At 72.3% G+C, this 21,448-nt stretch carries 23 protein-coding genes; 11 read left to right on the forward strand and 12 right to left on the reverse strand.

The features are described from left to right. Both JFN87_RS15665 and JFN87_RS15670 read right to left on the reverse strand, forming a co-directional pair. Positions 1–966 (reverse strand): trypsin-like serine peptidase (locus JFN87_RS15665; RefSeq protein WP_209340675.1); only part of this gene is annotated, 966 nt, incomplete at its 3' end. Next, positions 963–1,412 carry a CU044_2847 family protein gene (locus tag JFN87_RS15670; RefSeq protein WP_245179861.1) on the reverse strand — a complete coding sequence of 150 codons (450 nt, stop codon included), beginning with the start codon at positions 1,410–1,412 and terminating at the stop codon, positions 963–965. The genes JFN87_RS15670 and JFN87_RS15665, both read right to left, overlap by 4 nt. Positions 1,413–1,646: 234 nt before the next feature. Between JFN87_RS15670 and JFN87_RS15675 the strand changes: the two genes are divergently transcribed. The 3 genes from JFN87_RS15675 to JFN87_RS15685 all read left to right on the forward strand — a co-directional run bounded on the left by JFN87_RS15675 (position 1,647) and on the right by JFN87_RS15685 (position 3,885). Next, positions 1,647–1,829 (forward strand): DUF6104 family protein, encoded by a 183-nt coding sequence (locus JFN87_RS15675; RefSeq protein WP_209340677.1) that lies wholly within the window; start codon positions 1,647–1,649, stop codon positions 1,827–1,829. Between the two features lie 144 nt (positions 1,830–1,973). Beyond that, positions 1,974–2,873, forward strand: a complete 900-nt coding sequence (locus tag JFN87_RS15680; protein ID WP_209340678.1) for a DUF4097 family beta strand repeat-containing protein — start codon at positions 1,974–1,976, stop codon at positions 2,871–2,873. Position 2,874: 1 nt separating this feature from the next. Beyond that, on the forward strand, positions 2,875–3,885 hold the full coding sequence (locus JFN87_RS15685) for a PadR family transcriptional regulator (protein WP_209340679.1): 1,011 nt from the start codon (positions 2,875–2,877) through the stop codon (positions 3,883–3,885). Positions 3,886–3,930: 45 nt separating this feature from the next. On the opposite strand, the gene JFN87_RS15690 is transcribed toward JFN87_RS15685, so the two are convergent. Together JFN87_RS15690 and JFN87_RS15695 are read right to left on the reverse strand one after the other, a co-directional pair. Then, a complete protein-coding gene (locus JFN87_RS15690; protein WP_209340680.1) occupies positions 3,931–4,893 on the reverse strand; it encodes a zinc-binding dehydrogenase in 963 nt (320 codons plus the stop codon). Between the two features lie 82 nt (positions 4,894–4,975). Beyond that, a complete protein-coding gene (locus JFN87_RS15695; protein ID WP_209340681.1) occupies positions 4,976–6,199 on the reverse strand; it encodes an NAD(P)-dependent malic enzyme in 1,224 nt (407 codons plus the stop codon). Between the two features lie 417 nt (positions 6,200–6,616). Here JFN87_RS15695 and JFN87_RS15700 point away from each other — a divergent pair, with 417 nt between their 5' ends. The 3 genes from JFN87_RS15700 to JFN87_RS15710 all read left to right on the forward strand — a co-directional run bounded on the left by JFN87_RS15700 (position 6,617) and on the right by JFN87_RS15710 (position 9,376). After that, complete coding sequence (locus JFN87_RS15700; protein ID WP_209340682.1) at positions 6,617–7,549, forward strand: ABC transporter substrate-binding protein; 933 nt, start codon at positions 6,617–6,619, stop codon at positions 7,547–7,549. Between the two features lie 121 nt (positions 7,550–7,670). Then, a complete protein-coding gene (locus tag JFN87_RS15705; protein WP_209340683.1) occupies positions 7,671–8,612 on the forward strand; it encodes an amino acid ABC transporter permease in 942 nt (313 codons plus the stop codon). A gap of 11 nt (positions 8,613–8,623) precedes the next feature. After that, entirely contained in the window at positions 8,624–9,376 is a 753-nt protein-coding gene (locus JFN87_RS15710) for an amino acid ABC transporter ATP-binding protein (RefSeq protein WP_209340709.1), read from the forward strand. A gap of 149 nt (positions 9,377–9,525) precedes the next feature. Here the strand turns inward: JFN87_RS15710 and JFN87_RS15715 are convergent, their stop codons facing one another. Further along, positions 9,526–10,215: a class I SAM-dependent methyltransferase gene (locus JFN87_RS15715; protein WP_245179863.1), complete on the reverse strand. Its 690-nt coding sequence runs from the start codon at positions 10,213–10,215 to the stop codon at positions 9,526–9,528. Between the two features lie 236 nt (positions 10,216–10,451). Between JFN87_RS15715 and JFN87_RS15720 the strand changes: the two genes are divergently transcribed. Then, complete coding sequence (locus JFN87_RS15720) at positions 10,452–11,081, forward strand: CGNR zinc finger domain-containing protein (RefSeq protein WP_209340685.1); 630 nt, start codon at positions 10,452–10,454, stop codon at positions 11,079–11,081. Here the strand turns inward: JFN87_RS15720 and sodX are convergent. Then, positions 10,985–11,413 carry a nickel-type superoxide dismutase maturation protease gene (sodX, locus tag JFN87_RS15725; RefSeq protein WP_209340686.1) on the reverse strand — a complete coding sequence of 143 codons (429 nt, stop codon included), beginning with the start codon at positions 11,411–11,413 and terminating at the stop codon, positions 10,985–10,987. The genes JFN87_RS15720 and sodX overlap by 97 nt on opposite strands. A 149-nt stretch (positions 11,414–11,562) precedes the next feature. Between sodX and sodN the strand changes: the two genes are divergently transcribed. Then, on the forward strand, positions 11,563–11,958 hold the full coding sequence (gene sodN, locus JFN87_RS15730) for a superoxide dismutase, Ni (protein WP_209340687.1): 396 nt from the start codon (positions 11,563–11,565) through the stop codon (positions 11,956–11,958). 150 nt (positions 11,959–12,108) lie between these two features. Here sodN and JFN87_RS15735 read toward each other — a convergent pair whose 3' ends face one another. The 4 genes from JFN87_RS15735 to JFN87_RS15750 form a co-directional block, all read right to left on the reverse strand. Continuing rightward, complete coding sequence (locus JFN87_RS15735) at positions 12,109–12,996, reverse strand: GNAT family N-acetyltransferase (RefSeq protein WP_209340688.1); 888 nt, start codon at positions 12,994–12,996, stop codon at positions 12,109–12,111. A 127-nt stretch (positions 12,997–13,123) separates the two neighbouring features. Then, entirely contained in the window at positions 13,124–14,509 is a 1,386-nt protein-coding gene (locus JFN87_RS15740) for a vWA domain-containing protein (protein ID WP_209340689.1), read from the reverse strand. Continuing rightward, positions 14,506–15,816: an AAA family ATPase gene (locus JFN87_RS15745; protein ID WP_209340690.1), complete on the reverse strand. Its 1,311-nt coding sequence runs from the start codon at positions 15,814–15,816 to the stop codon at positions 14,506–14,508. The genes JFN87_RS15740 and JFN87_RS15745 overlap by 4 nt, the downstream gene beginning before the upstream one ends. Positions 15,817–15,925: 109 nt before the next feature. Further along, positions 15,926–17,431, reverse strand: a complete 1,506-nt coding sequence (locus tag JFN87_RS15750; RefSeq protein WP_209340691.1) for a hypothetical protein — start codon at positions 17,429–17,431, stop codon at positions 15,926–15,928. Positions 17,432–17,616: 185 nt separating this feature from the next. Between JFN87_RS15750 and JFN87_RS15755 the strand changes: the two genes are divergently transcribed. Both JFN87_RS15755 and JFN87_RS15760 read left to right on the forward strand, forming a co-directional pair. Next, on the forward strand, positions 17,617–18,402 hold the full coding sequence (locus JFN87_RS15755) for an SAM-dependent methyltransferase (protein WP_209340692.1): 786 nt from the start codon (positions 17,617–17,619) through the stop codon (positions 18,400–18,402). A 187-nt stretch (positions 18,403–18,589) separates the two neighbouring features. Continuing rightward, entirely contained in the window at positions 18,590–19,585 is a 996-nt protein-coding gene (locus tag JFN87_RS15760) for a YihY/virulence factor BrkB family protein (RefSeq protein WP_245179857.1), read from the forward strand. 21 nt (positions 19,586–19,606) lie between these two features. Here the strand turns inward: JFN87_RS15760 and JFN87_RS15765 are convergent, their stop codons facing one another. Then, on the reverse strand, positions 19,607–20,071 hold the full coding sequence (locus JFN87_RS15765) for a RidA family protein (protein WP_209340693.1): 465 nt from the start codon (positions 20,069–20,071) through the stop codon (positions 19,607–19,609). Positions 20,072–20,202: 131 nt separating this feature from the next. Between JFN87_RS15765 and JFN87_RS15770 the strand changes: the two genes are divergently transcribed. Then, positions 20,203–20,835 (forward strand): hypothetical protein, encoded by a 633-nt coding sequence (locus JFN87_RS15770; protein ID WP_209340694.1) that lies wholly within the window; start codon positions 20,203–20,205, stop codon positions 20,833–20,835. Between the two features lie 123 nt (positions 20,836–20,958). Here JFN87_RS15770 and JFN87_RS15775 read toward each other — a convergent pair whose 3' ends face one another. Further along, positions 20,959–21,378 carry a DUF6304 family protein gene (locus tag JFN87_RS15775; protein WP_209340695.1) on the reverse strand — a complete coding sequence of 140 codons (420 nt, stop codon included), beginning with the start codon at positions 21,376–21,378 and terminating at the stop codon, positions 20,959–20,961. Between the last annotated feature and the right edge of the window lie 70 nt (positions 21,379–21,448).

Here is a 21,448-nt window from a genome sequence, read left to right on the forward strand (position 1 = left end):
CTGCGCGCCGCGGCCGCCGCGCCGGCCGGAGGCGCGGTCGAGCAGGTCGAGCAGGCCGGCCGTGGAGACGGGCGGCGGCAGTTCGGCGAGCCTGCCGAGCAGTTCGGCGCGCTGAGCGGGGCTCAGCACCCTGCCCGTGCCCTCCTCCAGCCTGCCCTGGACGTCCGTCCAGCTCTCCTCGGGCCCCGGGTGGTGGTGGCGGTCGCGGTGGTAGCGGTCGTGCGCGTGGCACACCGCCTGGTAGGTGTCGTGCGCCTCGTCCTTGAGCAGCCCGGCGGGCCCCGGCAGGGACCTCAGCTGCTCGACGCCGACGGCCGTCCCGCCGCTGCCGCCCACGCTGCGGGACTTGATCACGCCGATGACCTGGCCGCGCCGCGGGTCGATGACGGGCCCGCCCGACATGCCCTCCGTGAGCACGTCGTCGCCGAGGCGGATCTGCGAGCCGACCACCCCGAGGTCGTGCCCGCGGGCGCTGAGCACGAACTGGAGCTCGCCGTCGACCTCGGCCCAGCCCGCCCACAGCACGGTGCCGCCGTCGAAGCGCCTGGTGACCCGCTCGGCGAGGTACGCGCAGGGGTGCTCCGTGGGGCTGTCGAGCCGGATGAGCGCGAGATCGGGCGACGGCACGCGGCGGCCCGCCACGGGCACCCGCGCCTCGCCCTCGGGCAGCACGGCGGCGAGGGTGCCGCTCACCGCGGACTCACCCCCTCCGTCGGGGTTCGCGAACACGACGTCCACCTGGCACGCCTCCCCCTGCCTCTCACCCGTCAGCGCGACATGGGCGCACGTCAGGACCCAGCTGGGAGCGACGAAGAACCCGCTGCCCAGGAAGGACCCCGGCCCGTGGGGGTCATACCCGTGCGTGGGTCGATGGATGCGCACCGTCGCGGCCGTCACGAGGCTCGCGAGAGCGGCGAGGGGTTCGTCCGGGTCGTAGAACGCGCCCGGTCCCTCGTCGTGACTCATGTCGCGCTCCCGGCGGCGGGCGCGCCGCCACCCGGGTGCGCCGTTGCGCCGGGGCCCGCTCCGGCGGGCGCGCCCGGCTGCGGGGGCACGGGGGCGCTCACGGGGGCGCCCGCGGGCGCCGGGGCCGTGAGGTCGGGCGGCCCGCCGTGCCAGTTCAGGGTGACGGTGATGCCGCCCTTGGCCTCGCCGTCCGCGATGAGGCCCACGACCTTGCCCGGCTTGGCCGTCAGCTCGATGGAGAACTCCACGCTCACCTCGTCGGGCCGCACCGCGCGCAGCGGCTCGGCCAGCGACCTGGCGACGCTCGTCACCAGGTCCTTGAGGTCCTCCACGCGCGCGGCGACCCGCTCCCCCGCGCCGACGTCGGAGAAGACCAGTTCGCCCGAGGGCTCCTCCAGCGCGTCGGCTCCGGAGATCCTGGCCCATACGGGCGTCCCGTCCGGCATCTCCACACGCGTCACCCGGCCACCGGTGTCCACCACGACTCCCCCGTTTCTGACGCCCCGTCCGTGCCGAACCCGAGGCCCGCAGGGTAGCGGGGACGGGCACGTCGGCGCGAGATCGGTGGCGCGCCACCGAGACGGACGCGGGCGGCCGCCGCCGCGGTTGCGGCCGCGCTTACAGCCGCGTCCTCCCGGCCGGGCGGCACTCCCCGGGCGGCACTCCTTAGGCTGACGAGCATGTACTTCACGGATCGCGGCATCGAGGAGCTCGCCTCACGCAGAGGCGAGGAAGAGGTCACCTTCGAGTGGCTGTCGGAGCAACTGCGCACGTTCGTCGACCTCAACCCCGACTTCGAGGTGCCGGTCGAGCGCCTCGCGACATGGCTGGCCCGCCTGGACGACGAGGACGAGGAGGACTAGGGACGCACACAGGTCCAGGGCAGTCGCGATTGACTTCCGCCATCCGCGATATATCGTGTTACGAGGAAGACGCGATATGTTGCGTCATGCCCAGGCGGCCGCACGGGCGCACGGGCGTCAACCGACGGGATGCGGGGTCAATCGATGGCAGTGTCGACCTGGAAGGTCTCGGACGCGCGGGAACTCACCTTCGACGGGGTCGAGCAGGTGCGCGTACGCGTCGTGAGCGGCGCGGTCAACGTCGTCGGCACGGACGAGGCGGCGCTCGCGGCGCAGGGCGGCGCGCGGCTCGAAATCTCCGAGATCAAGGGCCCGCCGCTGATCGTGTCGTTCGACTGCGGCACCCTCACCGTCGGCTACGAGGAGCCGCCCTGGCAGGGGTTCCTCTCCTGGCTCGAACCCAGGGGCAAGCGGCGCAGCGCCGTCGTCTCGCTCGCCGTGCCGTCGTCGGCGGCGGTGGACGTCGGCATCGTGGACGCGGCCGCGGTGGTCTCCGGCGTGCGGGGGCGTGCGGACGTGCGCGGCGTCACCGGCGACACCACGCTCGTCGGTCTTTCGGGCGGCGTGCGCGCCGAGACGGTCTCCGGCACGGTGGAGGCCCAGGCCGTCACGGGTGCGCTGCGCTTCCACTCGGTCTCCGGCGATCTGACGGTGGTCGAGGGCGCGGGCTCCTCCGTCCAGGCGGACTCCGTCAGCGGCAACATGGCGCTGGACCTCGACCCGGCCGGCGAGGCCACCGACATCCGGCTGACCACCGTCTCGGGCGAGGTGGCGATCCGGCTGCCGCACCCCGTGGACGCCGAGGTGCTGGCGAACACCGCGAGCGGCCGCGTCAGCAGCGCCTTCGAGGACCTGCGGGTGACCGGCCAGTGGGGCGCCAAGAAGATCACCGGCAGGCTCGGCTCCGGCAGGGGCAGCCTCCGGGCCACCACGGTCTCCGGGTCGATCGCGCTGCTGCGCAGGCCGCCCGGGGAGGACGGCCCCGATCCGCACGACACACCGCACGACAAGCCGGCCGGCGCCACCGGCGGGAAGGAGCTCTGACATGGCCCCCGTCTTCGCACACGGCCGCCTGCGCCTGTACCTGCTCAAGCTGCTCGACGAGGCGCCCCGCCACGGCTACGAGGTGATCAGGCTGCTTGAGGAGCGCTTCCAGGGCCTGTACGCGCCGTCCGCGGGCACGGTCTACCCGCGGCTGGCGAAGCTCGAGTCCGAGTCCCTGGTCACGCACACCACCGAGGGCGGCCGCAAGGTCTACTCGATCACGGACGCGGGCCGCGCGGAGCTCGCGAGCCGCAGCGGCGAACTCGCCGATCTCGAGCTGGAGATCCGCGAGTCCGTCTCCGAGCTGGCGGCCGAGATCCGCGACGACGTGCGCGGCGCGGCGGGTCGGCTGCGCAGCGAGATGCGCGCGGCGACGAGCGCGCCGGGCAACGGCGCGGGGCCGGAACAGGACGCCGGCGAGGACCCGTGGCGCACCGCGAAGGAGGAGATGCGCCGCGCAAAGCAGGGGTGGAAGGAGCAGGCGCGCCGCGCGAAGGACGAGTCGCGCAAGGCGCGCGAGGAGGCGCAGCGCGCCCGCCGCCAGGCGAGGGAGACGCAGGACTTCGCGCGCGACGAGATGCTGCGCATGGCCAGGCAGGTGCAGGACCAGGTGCAGGGCCACTTCGCCCGCGGCGACTGGCCCACGGGCGTACGGGAGGGCCTGTCGGAGATCGTGGGCCAGCTCGGCAGCCTGGGGAAGGGCGGAGGCTGGCCCGCCACCCCGGCGGAGCCCACCCGGGCAGAGCCGACCCCGGCGGAGCCGACCCCGGCGGAACCCGCCGCGCCCGGCCCGGAGGCCCCGTCCTCCTGGGCCGCCGACACGCCGTCGACGGGCAACCCGGAGCGCGACCTGGAGCGCCTCCTCGACCGCTTCCGCGACGACGTGCGCGACGCGTCCCGCGACCACGGCGTGACGTCGGCCCAGCTGGGCGAGGTCCGCCGCCATCTTTCGACGGCGGCGGCGCACATCACGGCCCTGCTGACGCTCAAGGGCGACGGCACCCAGCTCTGAACACACGCACCACGCGCGTGCTCAGGCGCGGGCTCGCGCTCGCGCTCACGTCGTCAGCACGAGCTTGCCGAACAGGTTGCCGGACTCCATGCGTTCGAACGCCTCGCGCGCCCGGGTCATCGGGAGGACGTCGTCGATGACCGGGCGCACGCCCGTCGTCGCGCAGAACGACAGGAGGTCCTCCAGCTCGTCCTTGGAGCCCATCGTCGAGCCGACGACCTTGAGTTCGAGGAAGAAGATCCGGGTCAGCTCGGCGTTCGAGGGGCGGTCGCCGCTCGTCGCGCCCGAGATCACCACCGTGCCGCCGGGACGCAGCGACTTGACGGAGTGCGACCAGGTGGCCGCGCCCACCGTCTCGATCACCGCGTCCACGCGCTGCGGCAGCCGGGCGCCGGGCTCGAACGCCGCCACCGCGCCGAGCCGCACGGCGCGCTCACGCTTCGCCTCGTCGCGGCTCGTCGCGTACACGCGCAGCCCGGCGGCGCTGCCGAGCACGACGCACGCCGTGGCGACGCCGCCGCCCGCGCCCTGGACGAGGACCGAGTCGCCGGGCCTGACGCCCGCGTTGGTGAACAGCATCCGGTACGCGGTGAGCCACGCCGTCGGCAGGCAGGCGGCCTGCTCGAAGGTCAGCTCCGCCGGCTTGGGCAGGACGTTCCACGTCGGCACGGTGACGCGCTCGGCGAACGTCCCGTCATACGCCTCGGTGAGGATGGACCTGCGCTCGGTGGGGCCCACGCCGTGCCCGGTCTCGCCGATGACGGAGTGGACGACGACCTCGTTGCCGTCCTCGTCGACGCCCGCGGCGTCGCAGCCGAGGATCATCGGCAGCCGGTCCTGCGGCAGGCCCACACCGCGCAGCGACCACAGGTCGTGGTGGTTGAGGGACGCGGCCTTCACGGTCACGGTCGTCCAGCCGGGTCGCGCCTCGGGCTCGGGGCGCTCCCCCAGCTCAAGGCCGTTGAGTGGCCGGTCCTTGTCGATGCTGCTTGCGTAGACGGCGAACATGCCAAGACGATAGGCGCGCCCCGCCGCCGCGCGGAACACGCCGCGGCAGTGAGACGCGCCCCACCGTCCTGCCCGCCGCCCGTCAGCGGCGGGCGACGCCGTCCACCCGCGCGGCGGCCGCGACCGCCGCCGTGACCGCGGGGGCCACCCGCTCGTCGAACGGCGAGGGGATGACGAAGTCGGCCGCCAGCTCGTCGCCGACGACGTCGGCCAGCGCCTGCGCCGCGGCGATCTTCATGCCCTCGGTGATCCTGGACGCACGCACCTGGAGCGCGCCGGCGAAGATGCCGGGGAAAGCGAGCACGTTGTTGATCTGGTTCGGGAAGTCGCTGCGGCCCGTGGCCACGACCGCCGCGTACTTGTGCGCGACGTCCGGGTGGACCTCGGGGTCCGGGTTGGCCATGGCGAAGACGAACGCGTCCTTCGCCATGGACGCCACGGCCTCCTCGGGGACCGTCCCGCCCGACACCCCGATGAACACGTCCGCGCCTTCGAGCGCCGAGGCGAGCGAGCCCGTGAGGCCCGCCCTGTTCGTCAGCTCCGCGATCTCCCGCTTGACGTCCGTCAGGTCGTCGCGGCCGGCGCTGACGACGCCCTTGCGGTCGGTCACCGCCACGTCGCCGATCCCGGCCGCCAGCAGGAACTTGGCGATCGCGACACCGGCGGCGCCCGCGCCCGAGATCACCGCGCGCAGGTCGCCGAGCGTGCGCCCGGTGAGCCGCGCGGCGTTGCGCAGGGCGGCGAGCGTGACGACGGCGGTGCCGTGCTGGTCGTCGTGGAAGACCGGGATGTCCAGGCGCTCCTGCAGCCTGCGCTCGATCTCGAAGCAGCGGGGTGCGGCGATGTCCTCCAGGTTGACGCCGCCGAAGGACGGCGCGAGGCGGACGACGGTCTCGACGATCTCGTCCGCGTCGGTGGTGGCGAGCGCGATCGGCACCGCGTCGACGCCGCCGAACTGCTTGAAGAGGATGGCCTTGCCCTCCATCACGGGCAGCGAGGCCTCCGGCCCGATGTCGCCGAGGCCGAGCACCGCGGTGCCGTCCGTCACGACCGCGACCACCTGGGACTTCCAGGTGTAGTCGTGCACCAGCTCCGGCTTCTCGGCGATCGCGGTGCACACGCGCGCGACGCCGGGGGTGTAGGCGAGGGACAGGTCGTCCCTGTCGCGCACGGGCACGGTGGCCCGCACCGCGAGCTTTCCGCCGCGGTGCAGGGCGAACGCCGGATCGAAGGGCTCGTCGGTCACGCTGTCCGTTCCGCTGTCCGTCTCCGCGCCGCTGCGCGGGTTGACGATCTCCGCTGCCATGTGGTGTGTCCCCTTTTGCATCGTTCGTTCGAGGGTGGTGCCGGGGTGTCCGCTCCTGGTCGAGGAGCGGTCGACGTGCCGCACGCACGTCTCACGTCCGGTGTGGGGAAAGCGTCATTCATACCCGACGGTGGCATCGCCACGCGTCGCGGATCACTCCGTGGGCGGCCGGAGATTCTCCGGCCGGGGAAAGACATCCCGCAAAGAAAGGTTCCCGCCGCGGTGCGCGGCCGGGTGATGGTTCGGGGGGTGACCCGTTACCCGATTTTGACATGCCCGGCGCTCTGATGGGGTCGGTCCGAATGGCAAGATGCCGTAATCACACACGGTCGCGACACCCGAAGAAGCGTGCCCGTCCACCTGGCACACACCGCCATCGCCGTCACGGCAGCGTGACCCACCGTCGGAGGACCTGACATGAGTACCACTTCCCGCACGATCGCCCCGCGGTCCCGCGTCGCCGCCGTCGCGGCGGTCGCGGTCGCGGGCGCCCTGGTCCTGACCGGCTGCGGCGACCAGACGAAGAAGTCGGGCGGCGGCGCGGACAGCGCCCCGCTGCACGACATGCTGCCCCAGGACCTCGCCTCCAAGGGCGTCATAAAGGTCGGCTCCGACATCGCGTACGCGCCCGTGGAGTTCACGGACAAGTCGGGCAAGACGGCCGGCATGGACCCGGACATCGCCGCGGCGCTCGGCAAGCAGCTCGGCGTGAAGTTCCAGTTCAACAACGGCAACTTCGACACGCTCGTGACCGGTCTGCGCGCGAAGCGCTACAACCTGATCATGTCGGCGATGACCGACACCAAGGACCGGCAGAACGGTGTCGAGGGCGGCAAGAAGGTCGGCCAGGGCGTCGACTTCGTCGACTACTACAGCGCCGGCGTCTCGATCTACACGCAGAAGGGCAAGACGCACGGCATCAACGGCTGGAGCGACCTCTGCGGCAAGACGATCGTCGTGGAGCGCGGCACCGTCTCCGAGGACCTGTCCAAGGCCGAGGCGAAGAAGTGCCCGGCGGGCAAGAAGGTCAAGATCGAGTCGTTCGACACCGACCAGCAGGCCGAGGTGCGTCTTCGCAGCGGTGGCGCGGACGCGGGCTCCGCCGACTCCCCCGTCGCGTCGTACGCGGTCAAGACGTCCGGCGGCGGCAAGGACTTCCAGCTGGTGGGCAAGACCGTCCAGGCGGCCCCCTACGGCATCGCGGTGACGAAGGGCGACACCAAGCTCGCCAAGGCGATCCAGGCCGCGGTGAACGCGATCATCAAGGACGGCGAGTACCAGAAGATCCTTCAGAAGTGGGGCGCGCAGGGCGGCGCCGTGACCTCGGCCAAGATCAACAGCGGCGTCTGACGTCCGCCGGGCGCCCCGGCGCGCGCGCCGCACGTCCCCGACCGGGACGTGCGCGCGCCGGCGGGCGCCGCCGGACCGAGGGGGGACCGAGGGCCGAGAGGACCGAGAGGCAGACAGTGCAGTGAGTGTCGACATGAACAAAGAGGCGGAATCCGCCGGCGCACAACCAGCGCCACCGGAGGCGATCCGCGCCATCCCGGTCAAGCACTACGGACGGTACGTGTCCGGCTTCATAGCCGTCGCCGTGCTCGTCGTGATCATCTACGCCTTCTCGCAGGGGAAGGTGAACTGGGGCGCGGTCCCCGACTACTTCCTCGACGGGCGCGTGCTGGGCGGCGTGGTCAAAACGCTGCTGCTGACCGTCCTGGCGATGCTGATGGGCGTCGTCCTCGGCGTCATCCTGTCCGTGATGCGCCTGTCCAAGAACCCCGTGACCTCCTCGATCTCGTGGTTCTACATCTGGTTCTTCCGCGGCACGCCGGTCTACGTGCAGCTGCTGGTCTGGTTCAACCTGGGCCTGGTGTTCGAGTACATCAACCTCGGGCCCATCTACAAGGACTACTGGTCGTCGTTCATGACGCCGTTCCTGACGGCGCTGCTCGGCCTCGGCCTCAACGAGGCCGCGTACATGGCCGAGATCTGCCGGGCCGGCCTGTTGTCGGTGGACGAGGGCCAGACGGAGGCGTCCCAGGCGCTCGGCATGTCGCACGGCAAGACGCTGTGGCGGATCGTGATCCCGCAGGCGATGCGCGTCATCGTGCCGCCGACGGGCAACGAGGTCATCAACATGCTGAAGACGACCTCGCTCGTCTCGGCGGTGCAGTACTCGGAGCTGCTTCGGGTGGCGCAGAACATCGGGCAGACGTCGGGCGCCGCGGCGGAGATGCTGTTCCTCGCCGCAGCCTGGTACCTGATCCTGACGACCGTCTTCAGCATCGGCCAGTTCTACCTGGAGCGGTACTACGCGCGCGGGTCGAGCCGCTCGCTGCCGCCGACACCGTGGCAGCGGGTCAGGACGAACCTGCTGTCCTTCAGCAACCGCGCCGGAGGGGGTGCCGTATGACCGCGACCGCGATGGTGAAGGCCGAGGGCGTGCACAAGTCGTTCGGCGCGGTGCAGGTGCTCAAGGGCATCGACCTGGAGGTGGCGCCGCGCGAGGTGTTCTGCCTGGTCGGCCCGTCCGGCTCCGGCAAGTCGACGTTCCTGCGGTGCATCAACCACCTGGAGAAGATCAACTCCGGGCGGCTGTACGTCGACGGCGACCTGGTCGGCTACCGGCAGCAGGGCGAGAAGCTCTACGAGCTCCGCGACAGCGAGGTGGCGCGCAAGCGCCGCGACATCGGCATGGTGTTCCAGCGCTTCAACCTGTTCCCGCACATGACGGCCATCGAGAACGTCATGGAGGCGCCGGTCCAGGTCAAGGGCGAGACCCGGGCGTCGGCGCGGGAGCGCGCGGGGCGGCTGCTCGACCGCGTCGGCCTCTCGGACAAGGCGGGCAACTACCCGTCGCAGCTCTCCGGCGGCCAGCAGCAGCGGGTGGCGATCGCCCGCGCCCTGGCGATGGAGCCGAAGCTGATGCTGTTCGACGAGCCGACGTCGGCGCTCGACCCCGAGCTGGTGGGCGACGTACTCGACGTCATGCGCGACCTGGCGTCGGACGGCATGACGATGATCGTCGTCACCCACGAGATGGGCTTCGCCCGCGAGGTCGGCGACGCGCTCGTGTTCATGGACGACGGCGTGGTGGTCGAGGCGGGCCACCCGCGGGAGGTGCTGACGAACCCGCAGCACGAGCGGACGAAGGCGTTCCTGTCCAAGGTGCTGTGACGGGCCGTCGCCCCGCGCCCGTGCACGGGACGCGGGGCGACGGCGCGCGCGTGTGTGTGCTTGTGCGCGTGCGTGCTTGTGCGCGTGCGTGTGCGGCGACTCGGCGCGCTTGCCGGCCGCGGCGGCGCGCATGTGCGTGTGAGCCCGGGTTACTTCAGCGCGAGGACGAGCGTGTCCGACGGGGACGCCCACACCGCGCGCGCCTCGCCGAAACCGGCCGCGAGGAGCGTGCGCACGTGCCAGTCGGGCGACGGCATGTCGCCGTCCGCGTGGCTGCCGTAGATCCGGTACCGCTCGGCGGTCGGCTCGGCGAGCGCCGGGTCCTCGGCCGCCTTGGCCCACCACTGCTCCCAGTCCAGGGCACCCGCCGCCTTCGCGCGATCCATCCCGGCGTGCCGGTGCGCGCGCTCGGCCGCGTCGATGCGCGGGGTCCCCTCGTGCGCCATGTGGTCCGCGTTCATGAAGACGCCGCCGTCGCGCGTGAGGCCGGCGATCCGCCCGTACAGCTCGGTCAGCGGGTCGGCGTGCAGCCAGTGCAGGGCGGTGGCGGTGAGCACCGCGTCGTACGAGGAGTGCGGCAGCGCCCGCGTCCAGCCCGGGTCCTTGAGGTCGGCGGCGACGAACGAGGCGCGCTCGTCGCCGGCGAAGTACCCGCGCGCGATGGCGAGGAGTGCGGGGTCGAGGTCGACGCCGGTGCTGGTGGCCCCGGGGAACCGCCGCAGCAGCCTGTCCGTGATACTTCCCGTACCGCACGCGAGGTCGAGCACCCGCGGCTCGGGCCCCACCAGGGCCTCCACCATGTCGAGCATGACCCGGAACCGCTCCTCGCGGTCCGGCATGAACCACTCCTGCTGGCGATCCCAGCTCTCCTGCCAGGCCCGCCAGTCCGTCCCGCCCGCCACTGCCCGTGCGTCGCGCGCTTCCCTCGATCCCTGCGCCGCATCCCGAACGTCCGACATGAAAGCCTCCGCATCCGAACCCGGGGCTCCGCACCCCGGCCGTAATACCCTGAAGAGGACGACACCCATTACGTCCCTCTTCCCGGAACCATAGAACGCCGCCGTAAGGACTACAAGTGGATCTGGCCTCTTACTCGGATTACGCGGTACGCCTCGTCAACACCGAGGAGCCGCTGCGCGGCACGGACACGCTGACGTCCGTCGACGCCGTACGCGCCCTGTTCGGCACGGCCTCGCAGGTGGCGCGCAGGTCGACGGACGCGGACGTCACGCGCCTGAGGGCAGTGCGCGGACGGCTGCGCGCGGTCTTCACGGCGGCGGACGAGGGCGACGAGCGACTCGCCGTCGACCTGCTGAACGCGCTCCTGCTGGACTTCCCCGTCAGCCCGAAGGTCTCGGGCCACGACACCCTCAACGACGAGGGCAGGCCCGACTGGCACATGCACCTCGCGGAGCACACCTCGAACGCCACGGCCGCCTACGCGGCGACGGCCGCCATGGGGCTCGCGTTCCACCTCACGGGGTACGGCGCGGACCGGCTCGGCCTGTGCGAGGCCGCCCCGTGCCGCAACGCCTACCTCGACACGTCGACGAACCGCTCGCGCCGCTACTGCTCCGACCGCTGCGCGACCCGCGCCAACGTCGCCGCCTACCGGGCGCGCAAGCGCCTGGAGACGGAGCGGTCGGCGAGCACGGGACGCACGGCCGAGGCCAGCCACGCCGCCGTCGCACGCACCGAGCGGTGATCCTCCGTCCGCGGCCGGTACCTGCCGCGGACACGGCCGAGCAGCAGCTCGTCGGGCACGGTGCCGAACAGCCGGCTGTCGCCCTCGGCCGCCGGATTGTCACCCAGCACCCACCAGCCGCCGTCCCGCCGCTCGACGAGGCGCTTGACGATGAGGAGGTCCTGCTGCAGCGGATGCTTGAGCACGGCCACGTCGCCCGCCTTGACGGGCGCCCGGTACTGCACGAGGAGCCGGTCGCCGTGTTTGAGCGTCGGGTACATGGAGGGACCCGTCACCTCGGCGATCCCCAGCGGCACTCTCGCCTCCCGCGGCTCCCGCCCCGGCTCGGTCATCCCGGCACCTCCCGGTCGCTCCTGCACTCGGTCGTCGGTCCAATTCTGATGCCGGACTTTTGTCGTAAGCCCCACGGGGCACTCGCGAAAGCGGGCTTCTCACAGAGTAATGTCCCACCTGAGAAGACGATCACGAGGAAGGACAGCTCATGCTCTCCCGCCTGTTTGCCCCCAAGGTGAAGGTCAGCGCCCACTGCGACCTCCCCTGCGGCGTCTACGACCCTGCCCAGGCCCGTATCGAGGCGGAGTCCGTCAAGGCCATCCAGGAGAAGATGGCCGGCAACGACGACGCCCACTACCAGATGCGCGCGACCGTCATCAAGGAACAGCGCGCCGAACTGGCGAAGCACCACGTCTCGGTGCTGTGGAGCGACTACTTCAAGCCCCCGCACTTCGAGAAGTACCCGGAGCTGCACCAGCTCGTCAACGACACCCTGAAGGCCCTCTCGGCCGCGAAGGGCTCCGCGGACCCGGCCACCGGCCAGAAGGCCCTGGACTACATCGCGCAGATCGACAAGATCTTCTGGGAGACCAAGAAGGCGTGAGCGCGGCTCACTCGCTCTGACCGTCGCGACCGCGCCGGCCAGAGCATCTCCTTGTCCGCACCCGGACCCGGGCCCGCCGGCCACGACGGCGCCCGGGGGCCGGGTGCGGTCGCGTGTCGGCCCTGCGAGGCAGGCGGGCCGACGGGGACCTCACACGGCTCGCGGCGCGCGGGAGGGGAACCTGTATCCGGCGAAGTCGGCGATGTGGACGTACCCGATGCGCTGGTACAGGGCGTTGCTGGTGGGGTTGCTCGGGTCCGTGAACAGGACGACGTCCGTCGCGCCCGCGGTCAGCGCGGCCTCGCTCACCTCGGCCGTCACCGCTCCCGCGTAGCCGCGGCCGCGGTGGCGGGCCGGGGTGTAGACGGGGTCGATCCGGACCATGCCGCGGATGACCGAGGTCGTGGCCGCCATGGAGACGGGAGTGCAGTCAGAGGACTCCCAGAACGTGAAGTGCCTGTCGCCGAAACGCGAGTCGTCCCAGGAGCCGGCGTCGATCAGGTCGATGGAGGGCTGCTCCCCGACATCGACGCAGAACTCACGGCACCATCCCACGACTTGGTCACGATCCCTACCGTCCGCGGCGCGCCCATGCCCCTCCGGGCCCGGCTGCGGCGCGGTGAGGGTGCCGAGACGGTACAGGTGCGTCCGCCAGAAGGATGCCGACGCGGCGCCCGTGTGCCGCTGCCATGCCTCGGCGAAGGCCCTGGCGGTCTCGTGGTCCGCGAGGACATTGGAGGGAGAGCGGCCCAGGCCGGCCAGGCGGGCGGCGAGAGTGCCGGCCTGCTCGGCGGAGAGGGGCGTGGGGCCCAGGCGGCCGCGGGGAGTGAGACAAAGCGTCGCACGTACCTCGCCCCCTGACTCCAGTCGGCCGAAGACGGCGCCTCGGACATCGCGTCCGGCCGCCTTGCGCAGCCGCAGCTTCTCGATGTCCGTGAGCGACATGTTGTGCAGGGCGGCGTTCGAGCCCAGGAAATCTCCGGCTCGCACGAGGAAGTCGTCGACGTCTTCGGTGAGGTGCCAGTCATCCGGTCGCATGCGCTCGATGATCCCGGTGTTCCCGACGGGCGGGAACACCGGGCCCGCTGGCAGTCGGCCGGTGTGGCCTCCACGCTTCTGGGCATCCCTGGGTCACCGCGGAGGCGGCCGAGTGCCACGCCGGATCTCAGCAGATCGTGACCACTCGCGCCCACGAGGGCGGGACGTCCGGAACATAGTCCTCTTCGTTCACGGCAAGGGAGGGGCGAGGGAAGAGGCCGACGACGGTGCGGCAGGGTGGCCGCGTGGCCGGCCACGGTGTCTGGCCGTCCGTCAGGGCGACGATGACCTCCGGGCGTGGGTTGGAGCGCAGCGCCCGGGCGAACCCGGAGCGCAGGTCCGTACCCCCGCCGCCGACCAGTTCGATGTTCTCGGCGCGGCAGAGCGGGACGGCGATTCTCGCCGCTGCGTCGCAAGAGATCACTGAGACCAGGTCGCGCCGCCCGCCGACCGCCCGTGAGATCGCCGCCACCTCCAGCAACGCGCTGCCCAACTCCGCGTCACTCACCGACCCGGAGGTGTCGATCACGACACAGACCCGGGGCGGCGTACGGCGCAGACTCGGCAACAACACTCCCGGCAGTCCGGCCGAGCGGCGGGAGGGGCGCCGGTAGGTGTGATCTTCCCCCGCCCCCGGGGCTCCCACCGCCGAGCGGACCGCCGCCCCCAGCAACTGCCGCCACGGCTGGGGCGGGTGGAATGCCTCGTCCGCCCATCGCCGCCACCCCGCCGGTGCGTCGCCCGGTCTGCCCCTGATTCCCTCCGCCACCCGGAAGCGGACCGCGTCACACTGCTGCCCGCTCAGCCCGTGTGCCCCATCGGGCCCCAGCTCCCACGGCCGGTGCACACCGTCGGCGCCACTACCGCAGTCGAGCCACGCAAGGTCCACGGGGAGGCCGGACATCGACGCCGTCCGCAAGTACTCCTCCATCAACAGCCCCAGCGGCAGACCCAGCAGCGAGGGGAGGACCGCCCCGGCAGGCAGGGGCAGGCCGTCCCCGTAGATGTCGTCGTTGATCTCGAAATCGGCGGCGATGTTGCGTCGCAGTCTTTTCCAGCCCTCGTCCGGCCTGCTTCCGCGCCCGTCACGCCTGCCCGGCCCCTGGCCCTCGTGCTCCCGCTCATACCGCTCGCCCCGCCCGTGGTGATCCCGGAGCAGATGCGAAACCTCGTGCACCCACACGCCCGCCAGCTCTTCCACCGGTGTGAGCGCCACGAAGCCAGGAGACGCGTAGCAGCGCCAATGGGCGTCCACCGCCATCGTCGGCACCGACCGGTCCTCCACCACGTTCAGCGCGAAGAGCGCGTCGGCCAGGTAGGGACGTACCTTCACCGCATGCAGCCTGGCAGCCAGCAACTTCTCGGTGTCGAGTGGGAGCCCGGGCGGGCCGGCTTGTCCCTCGGAGCCGGCCGAAGGCGCGGGCACGGCGGCTTCCTCCGGGCGCCGCGGCGCCGGCCGGGACATCGGGCGAGGCAGCGGACGAGGCACTGGGCGCTTCGCGGGCCCCGTCATCGGCGGGCACCCGTCGCACGCCCGGCGTTGGTGGCCGCCATGGCCCGTCCCACCGACTGGTCCACACGACGAGTCAGATCGACGATCCCGGCCAGCCGGTAAACCGCCTCGGGCACCTCCCAGTCGTCGCGCCGCAATCCGGCAAGTGCCCTCGCCGGTGCGACCAGGAGGTCGGGGGCGCCGGTCTCCAGCGCTCGCACCAGTACCGCCCAGCCCGCTTCCCACCGGTCCCGCTTCGGCCGCGCCCCGACAGCGGCCACCACCGCCTCAAGGGCGGCCTGCCGTAGATCGCCCCGCTCCGGGAGCTCGGCGGAGCCGGGATCGGCCAGCAGGGTCTCCGGGTCCGGCAGTTCCATCCGATCCAGATGAGCGAGGAACTCGAGCCCCGGCCCGTCGCCGACCGTGCCACGCACCAGCAGTGCGAGCACGTCGCGGGAAACGGAGGCCGCTGTGCCGAAGGCCAGCAGGATCAGCGCCGCCTCCCAGCTCCGGGGTGAGGGCCAGGCACCGCCGCGCCGTGTCTCGGTACTCGGCAGCCGGTGGATCAGCGTGGGCCGGGCTTCGAGAAAGCCGCAGACCGCGCGCCGGGCGTAGACCACCGCCTCGGTGAGCAACTCCGGCGCGAGCCGGGGCAGTTCCGCCCGCGGCCAGACCCCGCCCAGCCCGCGCACCACCACGTGCCGGTCGTGCACCCAGTGCAGATGCACGAAGCGGTTGGCCAAGGGCGGGCTCAGCTCCCATCCGTCCGCCGCCGACGCGGGCGGGTTCGCGGCCGCCACGATCCTTACGCCCGGCGGCAGTTGCAGCGCACCGACCCGCCGCTCGAGGACGACCCGCAGCAGTGCGGCCTGGACGGCCGGGGTAGCCGTGGAGAGTTCGTCCAGGAAGAGCAGCCCCCGCCCGGCCCGCGCCAGCTCCACGGCCCATTGGGGCGGCGCCATGGGTACCCCGCGTGCCGCCGGATCGTCGCCCACGATGGGCAGACCGGAGAAGTCGGACGGCTCGTGGACGCTGGCGACCACGGTCGTCAGCGGCAGGTCGAGGGAGTCGGCAAGGTGCGTCAGGGCCGCGGTCTTGCCGATGCCCGGCTCACCCCACAGCAGAACGGGCAGATCGGCCGCGACGGCCAGGGTGAGCGCTTCGAGCTGCTCGTCGGGGCGCTGCTCCGTGGTGGTCGTGCGGAGCAGGGCCAAGAGGTCATCGGCGAGGACAAGGCCGGCTCCGGCTCCGGTTCCGGACGGGCCGACCGCGGGCGCTGCCGTGTGGACGGTCGGGACCGCGGCGGACGGAAGGACATTGGTACTCATGAGCATCACCTGAGGCGTGTTGTGGGGACGGGAAATCCCGTCCCGGTGGGTGGTGGTGCGAAGGGCGCGAGACGCGCATCGCGGTAAAAGTGCGGGGTCGGGCAGTGCTTCAGTCGAACAGGCCGGTGCGGGGACGGCTCCGGCTGTTGCGCTTGGCGCGCGTCGCGCGATCCGTGCGGCGGTCGAGCCGGGGGCGGTGGCCCGCAAGCGTGTGATCCACGACCGGGGCGCTCCCGTCCTTGTCGACCCCGCGGCCGGGCGGCGCGGCCACGAGACCCGAGCGGAAGAGACCGTGCTCGACGAGGCGGGCCGCGACCGATTGCAGTTCGTCTCGCAGTGGCCCGTCCCGCAGAACCGCACGGGGGCCGAGGAGGCCCTCGACGACGGTCAGTGCCCCGGCAACGTCGCCGTGGCCCAGCCGCTCGCGGACGGCAGTCAGTGCCTCGGGCTCGCGATGCGCCGCAGCGATCGCCCGCAGGCAGGGCAGCGGCGGTCCGCCGAGTGCTACCAGCAGGTTCTCGCGACGCAGTTGTTCCGGGTCGTGGTCGACCGCTGCCAGCACGCCTTCGCGGAGCGCGATCCGGTGGATCTCGCCCCGGCATTCCACGCGGTGGGGATCGTCGGACCCGGGCACCGGTCCAGTGACCGGTGTGTGGCCTGACGCCCCCAGCGCCGTGGCGACGAGTGGATGCAAGCGCTCGGTCAGGACAAGGCCCGCCCGCACCAGCGCCAGATCCGGGAGGATCCGGGCCGCCGCCTCGGGCAGCAGGGGCAGCGCGGCGATCTCCTGGGGCGGGAGCGCCTCGTGCGCCGGACGGAAGGTCGGGGCATGGCTGACGTCCGGGGCTACGAGTTCGAACACCGCGCGGCTGCTACTGCCGAACCGTACGGCGAACGCGGCCGAAGAGCGTCCCTCGGCCCGGATCAGCAACTCCGCCTCGGCGGCCCAACGTGTCACCGCCCACTGCGAGGACGGGCAGGTGGGCTGATCCGGCAGGGCCAGCCGCTCGGAAGTGTCGGGCCGGTCGAGTGGTGTTGCGGGCACTGCCCCTCGCACACCGCATCGCCAGGCCAGTTCGCCGCTCCGCGAGGCGTCCCAGAGATGCCGGTGCAGGTCGAGCCGGAAGCGGCGGTCGGGATGCGGGTGGGGATGCGGTTGCGGGTGCGGATGGCGTCGGCAGGCACCGTTCCCCGGCCCGCCCTCCCACAGGGCCAGGGACATCCGCTGTCCGCCGTCCGCCCAGGCCGGTGGCGTCCGTACCACCAGTTGCGGCATCGCGGCACCGAAGCCGTGGTAACCGGCCAGAGAGAGCGTGAGGCCGGGCCTCAGCCGTCCGTCGGGGGCGATCCTGGGCATGTGCCATCGGAGCAGATCCGGCGCCAGCCTGCGAAGATCTGCCCGAAGGCGGGTGACGAGTTCGCTGCCGTGGCGGTCTCGCACGGCGCGCAGATCGAGGTCGACATCGATCCTGGCGGCGGCGCACGCCCCCGCCCAGTCACCGACCTCGCGTCGCGCGGTCGCGGTCTCGATCATGGAGGGCGGCACCGCGTACTCGCGCACGCGCCGCCACATCAGCAAGTGGGGTGGAATGTCGTTCACGCGGTGATGTGCCATCAGCAATCACCTTGTGTCGACGATTCCCCCAATCCATACGAGGAGAATGTGTTCATCCCCAGCAGCGTAACAACGTCGATCACCATCTGTCAGCCCCCTCGGGCCGGGCCGCTCCTGGCGAAAGCGGTATTTAGTACCGCACAAGGCTCGCGCTCTCGATCAGCGCTGACGTAAGGTCAGGCGCCATGACGGGCACGCCGAACTCGGCGATCGACAGCGGCAGCAGACCCCGCACCGCCGGGGTGTACGACTACCTTCTGGGCGGTAACGAGCACTACCGCGTCGACCGCGAGGTCGGCGAGCGGCTGCCCGCGCCGACGCGGGAAGGGGCGCGGCAGAACCGGGCGTTCATGCACCGGGCCGTGGGGTGGCTCGCGCGGCAGGGTGTGGACCAGTTCCTTGACATCGGCACCGGCTTTCCCGCCGAGCCGAACCTGCACCAGATAGCCCAGGGCGTGAACCCAGCGGCCCGCGTGCTGTACGTCGACAACAACCGCATCGTGCTGCGGTACGCCGAGGCGTTGCTCGTCAGCCACCCCGACGGCGTCACCGGGCACCTGCAGGCCGACGTGTGCGAGACCGCCGCCATCATCGAAGGCGCCCGCGCGACCCTGGACCTGCGGCGGCCCCTCGCCCTGTCCCTGATCGGGCTGCTGCACTTCCTGCCCGACAGCGCCGACCCGCACGCGCTGGTCGCCGAACTCGTGCGGGCGCTGCCGTCCGGCAGCCACCTCGTCGTGTCGCACGCCGCGTCCGACCTGCATGCCGAGCGGGCGCGTGAGGTCATCGAGGCGTACCGCCGCGGTGGCATACAGCTCGTTCCGCGTGATCGCGCCACGTGCGCGCGGTTCTTCGACGGGCTCGACCTCGTCGAGCCGGGTCTCGTCACCGTCTCGCGGTGGTTCCGCGACACCGCCGCACCGGCCTACTCGGACGCCGGCGTGTACGCGGGTGTGGCCCGCGTGCCGTAGGCCGAGGCCGAGGTCGACGCCGTCGCCGTCGCCGTCGCCGTCGCGGGCAGGACTCGTTGCTCCGTCGGGGTGACCGCGCCGTGAGGTGCATCCCGGGTCACCCGCATCGTCCGTCCGCCGCCCTAGCGTCGCTGCTCTGTGGCGGGTGCCCCCGGTCCATCCGGTGAGGGCGGACGACGGAGGAGTCATGGCACGATCCGAAGGGTCCGACCGGCCGGACAGCGGCGAGGGCGGGGGTGACAGCGGCGGCGGAGGTCGTGGCGGGAGCACCGCCAAGGGGCCGGGGGACCTGCCCAAGCGGTCCTGGACGGACGTGCTGAAGCGCGCCGGCAAGCAGTTCCAGGCGGAGGCGCTGACGGACAAGGCGGCGGCCCTGACCTACTACGGCGTGCTGGCTCTCTTCCCCGCCGCGCTCGCGCTGCTGTCCATCCTCGGCCTGATCGGCAAGTCGGCGATCCAGCCGCTCATCAACAACGTCGCGTCCATCGCGCCCGGCCAGGTGCACGGCATCCTGACGTCCATGCTCAAGCAGCTGGGCGGCGGCCAGGGCAAGGCCGGTGTCGCGCTCGCGATCGGCATCGTCGTCGCGCTGTGGTCCGCCTCGGGGTACGTGGCCGCCTTCATGCGCACGTCCAACAGCGTGTACCACATGGGTGAGGGCAGGCCGGCGTGGAAGACGCTGCCGGTGCGCTTCGGCATCACCGTCGCGGTGATCGTCCTGCTGGCGCTGACGGCGTTCGGCGTGGTCGTCACGGGCACCGTGGCGCGCAAGGCGGGAAACGTGCTCGGCGCGGGCGACACGGCCGTCACCGCGTGGAACTACGCCAAGTGGCCGGTGATGATCCTGCTGGTCAGCCTGGCCATCGCGCTGCTGTACTGGGCGGCCCCCAACGTCAAGCGGCGCTTCCGCTGGGTGACGCCCGGCAGCCTGGTGGCCGTCGTGATCTGGATCATCGCCTCGGTGGCGTTCGCGTTCTACGTCGCGAACTTCAGCAGCTACAGCAAGACGTACGGCACCTTCGCCGGGATCATCATCTTCCTGGTCTGGCTGTGGATCACCAACATCGCCATCCTCTTCGGCCTGGTGCTCAACGTGGAGTCCGAGCGCCAGCGGGCCATCGAGGACGGCCACCCGCCCGGCGAGGAGCCCTTCGCCGAGCCGCGTGACACGCGCAAGCTGTGACGGCGCGCGGCAGCGGCCGCCTCACGCCGCGCCGGGCTCCGGTCCTGGCCCCGACCCTGGCCCTGGCCCTCGCCCCGGCTCTGGTCCTTCCGGCGCCTCGGCCACCGCGGTGATCTCGACGAGCTGCCCGGTGTAGCCGAGGCAGGCCACGCCGAGCAGTGTGGACGTGTGCGGACCGAGCGTCAGCCCCGACGCCCGTACGACGTCCCACACGCGGCTGAGGTCTCCCGTGTGCCCTGACACCACGTACACGTGTGTCGCCACGACATCGGCGAGCACGCAGCCCTCGGCGGCCAGCGCCGCCTCCAGGTTCGCGAGGACCTGCCGCGCCTGCGCCTCGAAGTCGCCCTCCCCCACCAGGGCGCCGTCCGCGTCGAGGGGTACGGCCCCGGCCAGGAACACCAGCCGCCGTCCACTGCCGACGACGGCGGTGTGGGCGTACCCGGGTGGCGGGAACAGCCCGCTGACGATCGCGCGCTCGGCCATGGTGCTCCTACTCGGACAGCGGTAGCGGACGGAGCATTGTCTCCACAGCCGGTGGCGGCGGGGCCAGTTGTTATCGGCGGTCGCGTCGCCGAGTGGGTCCTGCCGCGCCGGGTTCCTTGGTATTTTGCGCCATGGACATCGGCTCCTCCTCCCCGCACCGGCTCACCGCCGGGCAGATCGTCGGGGACTTCTCACTGCGCTTCACGCTCGGGGTGGGGCGCGAGCCCGCGGTGTGGGCGCGGGAGCACGGGTTCCTGCTGGAGGGCGGTGTGCTCGACCGGGGGCGCTCCGCCGGGTGGCCCACCGTGGTACGGGAGTGTGCGGGGGACCTCGGGACGCAGCGTGCCCGCGCCGAGGAGTGGCGTGCGCGCCTCGTCCGCGATGGGTTCCGCGTCGTCAGAACGTGTATCGAGGCGGCGCCGTGGAACGAGGGTGTGCCGCGGACGGACGCCGAGGCCGCGGCGTTCCCGTGCCGGTGGTTCGCCCACCGGGTGACGGTGCGCGCGGCCATCCCCTACGAGGCCGGACGGCTCGTCCGCGCCGCCGGCGGCTGCTCGGCGCGGCTGTCCCGGCTGGCCCGCGCCGTGCCCGCGCGGGGAGTGCAGGAGCGGCTGGTCGTGCAGCGCGCGCCCGGTGTGGGCCGGCAGGGCGCCAGGGCGCGGCTCGAGGAACTGCTCGCGGCGCTGGGGGCCGTTGGGTTCCGCGCCGTGGACGTCGAGGAGGCGTACGTGGTCCACGACGACGGCCCGGCCGCCGCGCCCTGAGCCGAGCAGGCCAGTAGGCCAGTAGGCCAGCAAGCCAGCTGCCGGACGGCGGCCGGTCAGGCACCCGTCAGGCGCCGGACGGCGGCCGGTCAGGCGCCGGTCAGGCACCCGCCAGCGGCCCCGTCAGGCGCCGACCAGTGTCCTGCCGGCGAGCTCCGTGCCGCCGGGCAGCTGGCGGCCGATGCGGCCCAGTGCCTCACGGAAGCCGCCGCCCGCGATGCCCGAGTCGTAGGCCGCGCCCGCCCAGTGCAGTGTGAGCGCCAGCTCGGGCCCCTTGTCGCCGAGCGTCAAGAGGCAGCTGAGCGTGGCCCGTTGGGTGTCCCCGGCGGCCGTCACCGGCATGGGCATGTCCCACTCGAGCACGCAGGACGTGAGTGGTGCACCGGCGCCGGCGGACCGGAGCGTCGCGAAATCGTCCCCCTGGTACTCGACGCCGCGGACCTCGGTGTGCACCCGGCCGTCATCGGAGGCGATCGTGATCGCCTCCGCGCCCTGGCGGTCCCTGTACCAACCCGCCCATGTGTCTCTCGACTCCGCTGTCATGGCGCGGACTGTAGCGCCAATCGATCTTCCTGTGCCGGTCGGGGCACCGATTCACAACGGCGACGACGCC

The sequence above is a fragment of the Streptomyces montanisoli genome, from assembly GCF_017813245.1.
GTDB classification, from domain to species: Bacteria; Actinomycetota; Actinomycetes; order Streptomycetales; family Streptomycetaceae; genus Streptomyces; species Streptomyces montanisoli.

What these genes read in the sequence shown, in the direction of transcription:
- JFN87_RS15670 (WP_245179861.1), bottom strand. Translation starts at nt 1,412, where the DNA reads ATGCCGGACGGGACGCCCGTATGGGCCAGGATCTCCGGAGCCGACGCG.
- JFN87_RS15675 (WP_209340677.1), top strand. Translation starts at nt 1,647, where the DNA reads ATGTACTTCACGGATCGCGGCATCGAGGAGCTCGCCTCACGCAGAGGC.
- JFN87_RS15680 (WP_209340678.1), top strand. Translation starts at nt 1,974, where the DNA reads ATGGCAGTGTCGACCTGGAAGGTCTCGGACGCGCGGGAACTCACCTTC.
- JFN87_RS15685 (WP_209340679.1), top strand. Translation starts at nt 2,875, where the DNA reads ATGGCCCCCGTCTTCGCACACGGCCGCCTGCGCCTGTACCTGCTCAAG.
- JFN87_RS15690 (WP_209340680.1), bottom strand. Translation starts at nt 4,893, where the DNA reads ATGTTCGCCGTCTACGCAAGCAGCATCGACAAGGACCGGCCACTCAAC.
- JFN87_RS15695 (WP_209340681.1), bottom strand. Translation starts at nt 6,199, where the DNA reads ATGGCAGCGGAGATCGTCAACCCGCGCAGCGGCGCGGAGACGGACAGC.
- JFN87_RS15700 (WP_209340682.1), top strand. Translation starts at nt 6,617, where the DNA reads ATGAGTACCACTTCCCGCACGATCGCCCCGCGGTCCCGCGTCGCCGCC.
- JFN87_RS15710 (WP_209340709.1), top strand. Translation starts at nt 8,624, where the DNA reads ATGGTGAAGGCCGAGGGCGTGCACAAGTCGTTCGGCGCGGTGCAGGTG.
- JFN87_RS15715 (WP_245179863.1), bottom strand. Translation starts at nt 10,215, where the DNA reads ATGCCGGACCGCGAGGAGCGGTTCCGGGTCATGCTCGACATGGTGGAG.
- sodX (WP_209340686.1), bottom strand. Translation starts at nt 11,413, where the DNA reads ATGACCGAGCCGGGGCGGGAGCCGCGGGAGGCGAGAGTGCCGCTGGGG.
- sodN (WP_209340687.1), top strand. Translation starts at nt 11,563, where the DNA reads ATGCTCTCCCGCCTGTTTGCCCCCAAGGTGAAGGTCAGCGCCCACTGC.
- JFN87_RS15735 (WP_209340688.1), bottom strand. Translation starts at nt 12,996, where the DNA reads ATGCGACCGGATGACTGGCACCTCACCGAAGACGTCGACGACTTCCTC.
- JFN87_RS15740 (WP_209340689.1), bottom strand. Translation starts at nt 14,509, where the DNA reads ATGACGGGGCCCGCGAAGCGCCCAGTGCCTCGTCCGCTGCCTCGCCCG.
- JFN87_RS15745 (WP_209340690.1), bottom strand. Translation starts at nt 15,816, where the DNA reads ATGAGTACCAATGTCCTTCCGTCCGCCGCGGTCCCGACCGTCCACACG.
- JFN87_RS15750 (WP_209340691.1), bottom strand. Translation starts at nt 17,431, where the DNA reads ATGGCACATCACCGCGTGAACGACATTCCACCCCACTTGCTGATGTGG.
- JFN87_RS15755 (WP_209340692.1), top strand. Translation starts at nt 17,617, where the DNA reads ATGACGGGCACGCCGAACTCGGCGATCGACAGCGGCAGCAGACCCCGC.
- JFN87_RS15760 (WP_245179857.1), top strand. Translation starts at nt 18,590, where the DNA reads ATGGCACGATCCGAAGGGTCCGACCGGCCGGACAGCGGCGAGGGCGGG.
- JFN87_RS15765 (WP_209340693.1), bottom strand. Translation starts at nt 20,071, where the DNA reads ATGGCCGAGCGCGCGATCGTCAGCGGGCTGTTCCCGCCACCCGGGTAC.
- JFN87_RS15770 (WP_209340694.1), top strand. Translation starts at nt 20,203, where the DNA reads ATGGACATCGGCTCCTCCTCCCCGCACCGGCTCACCGCCGGGCAGATC.
- JFN87_RS15775 (WP_209340695.1), bottom strand. Translation starts at nt 21,378, where the DNA reads ATGACAGCGGAGTCGAGAGACACATGGGCGGGTTGGTACAGGGACCGC.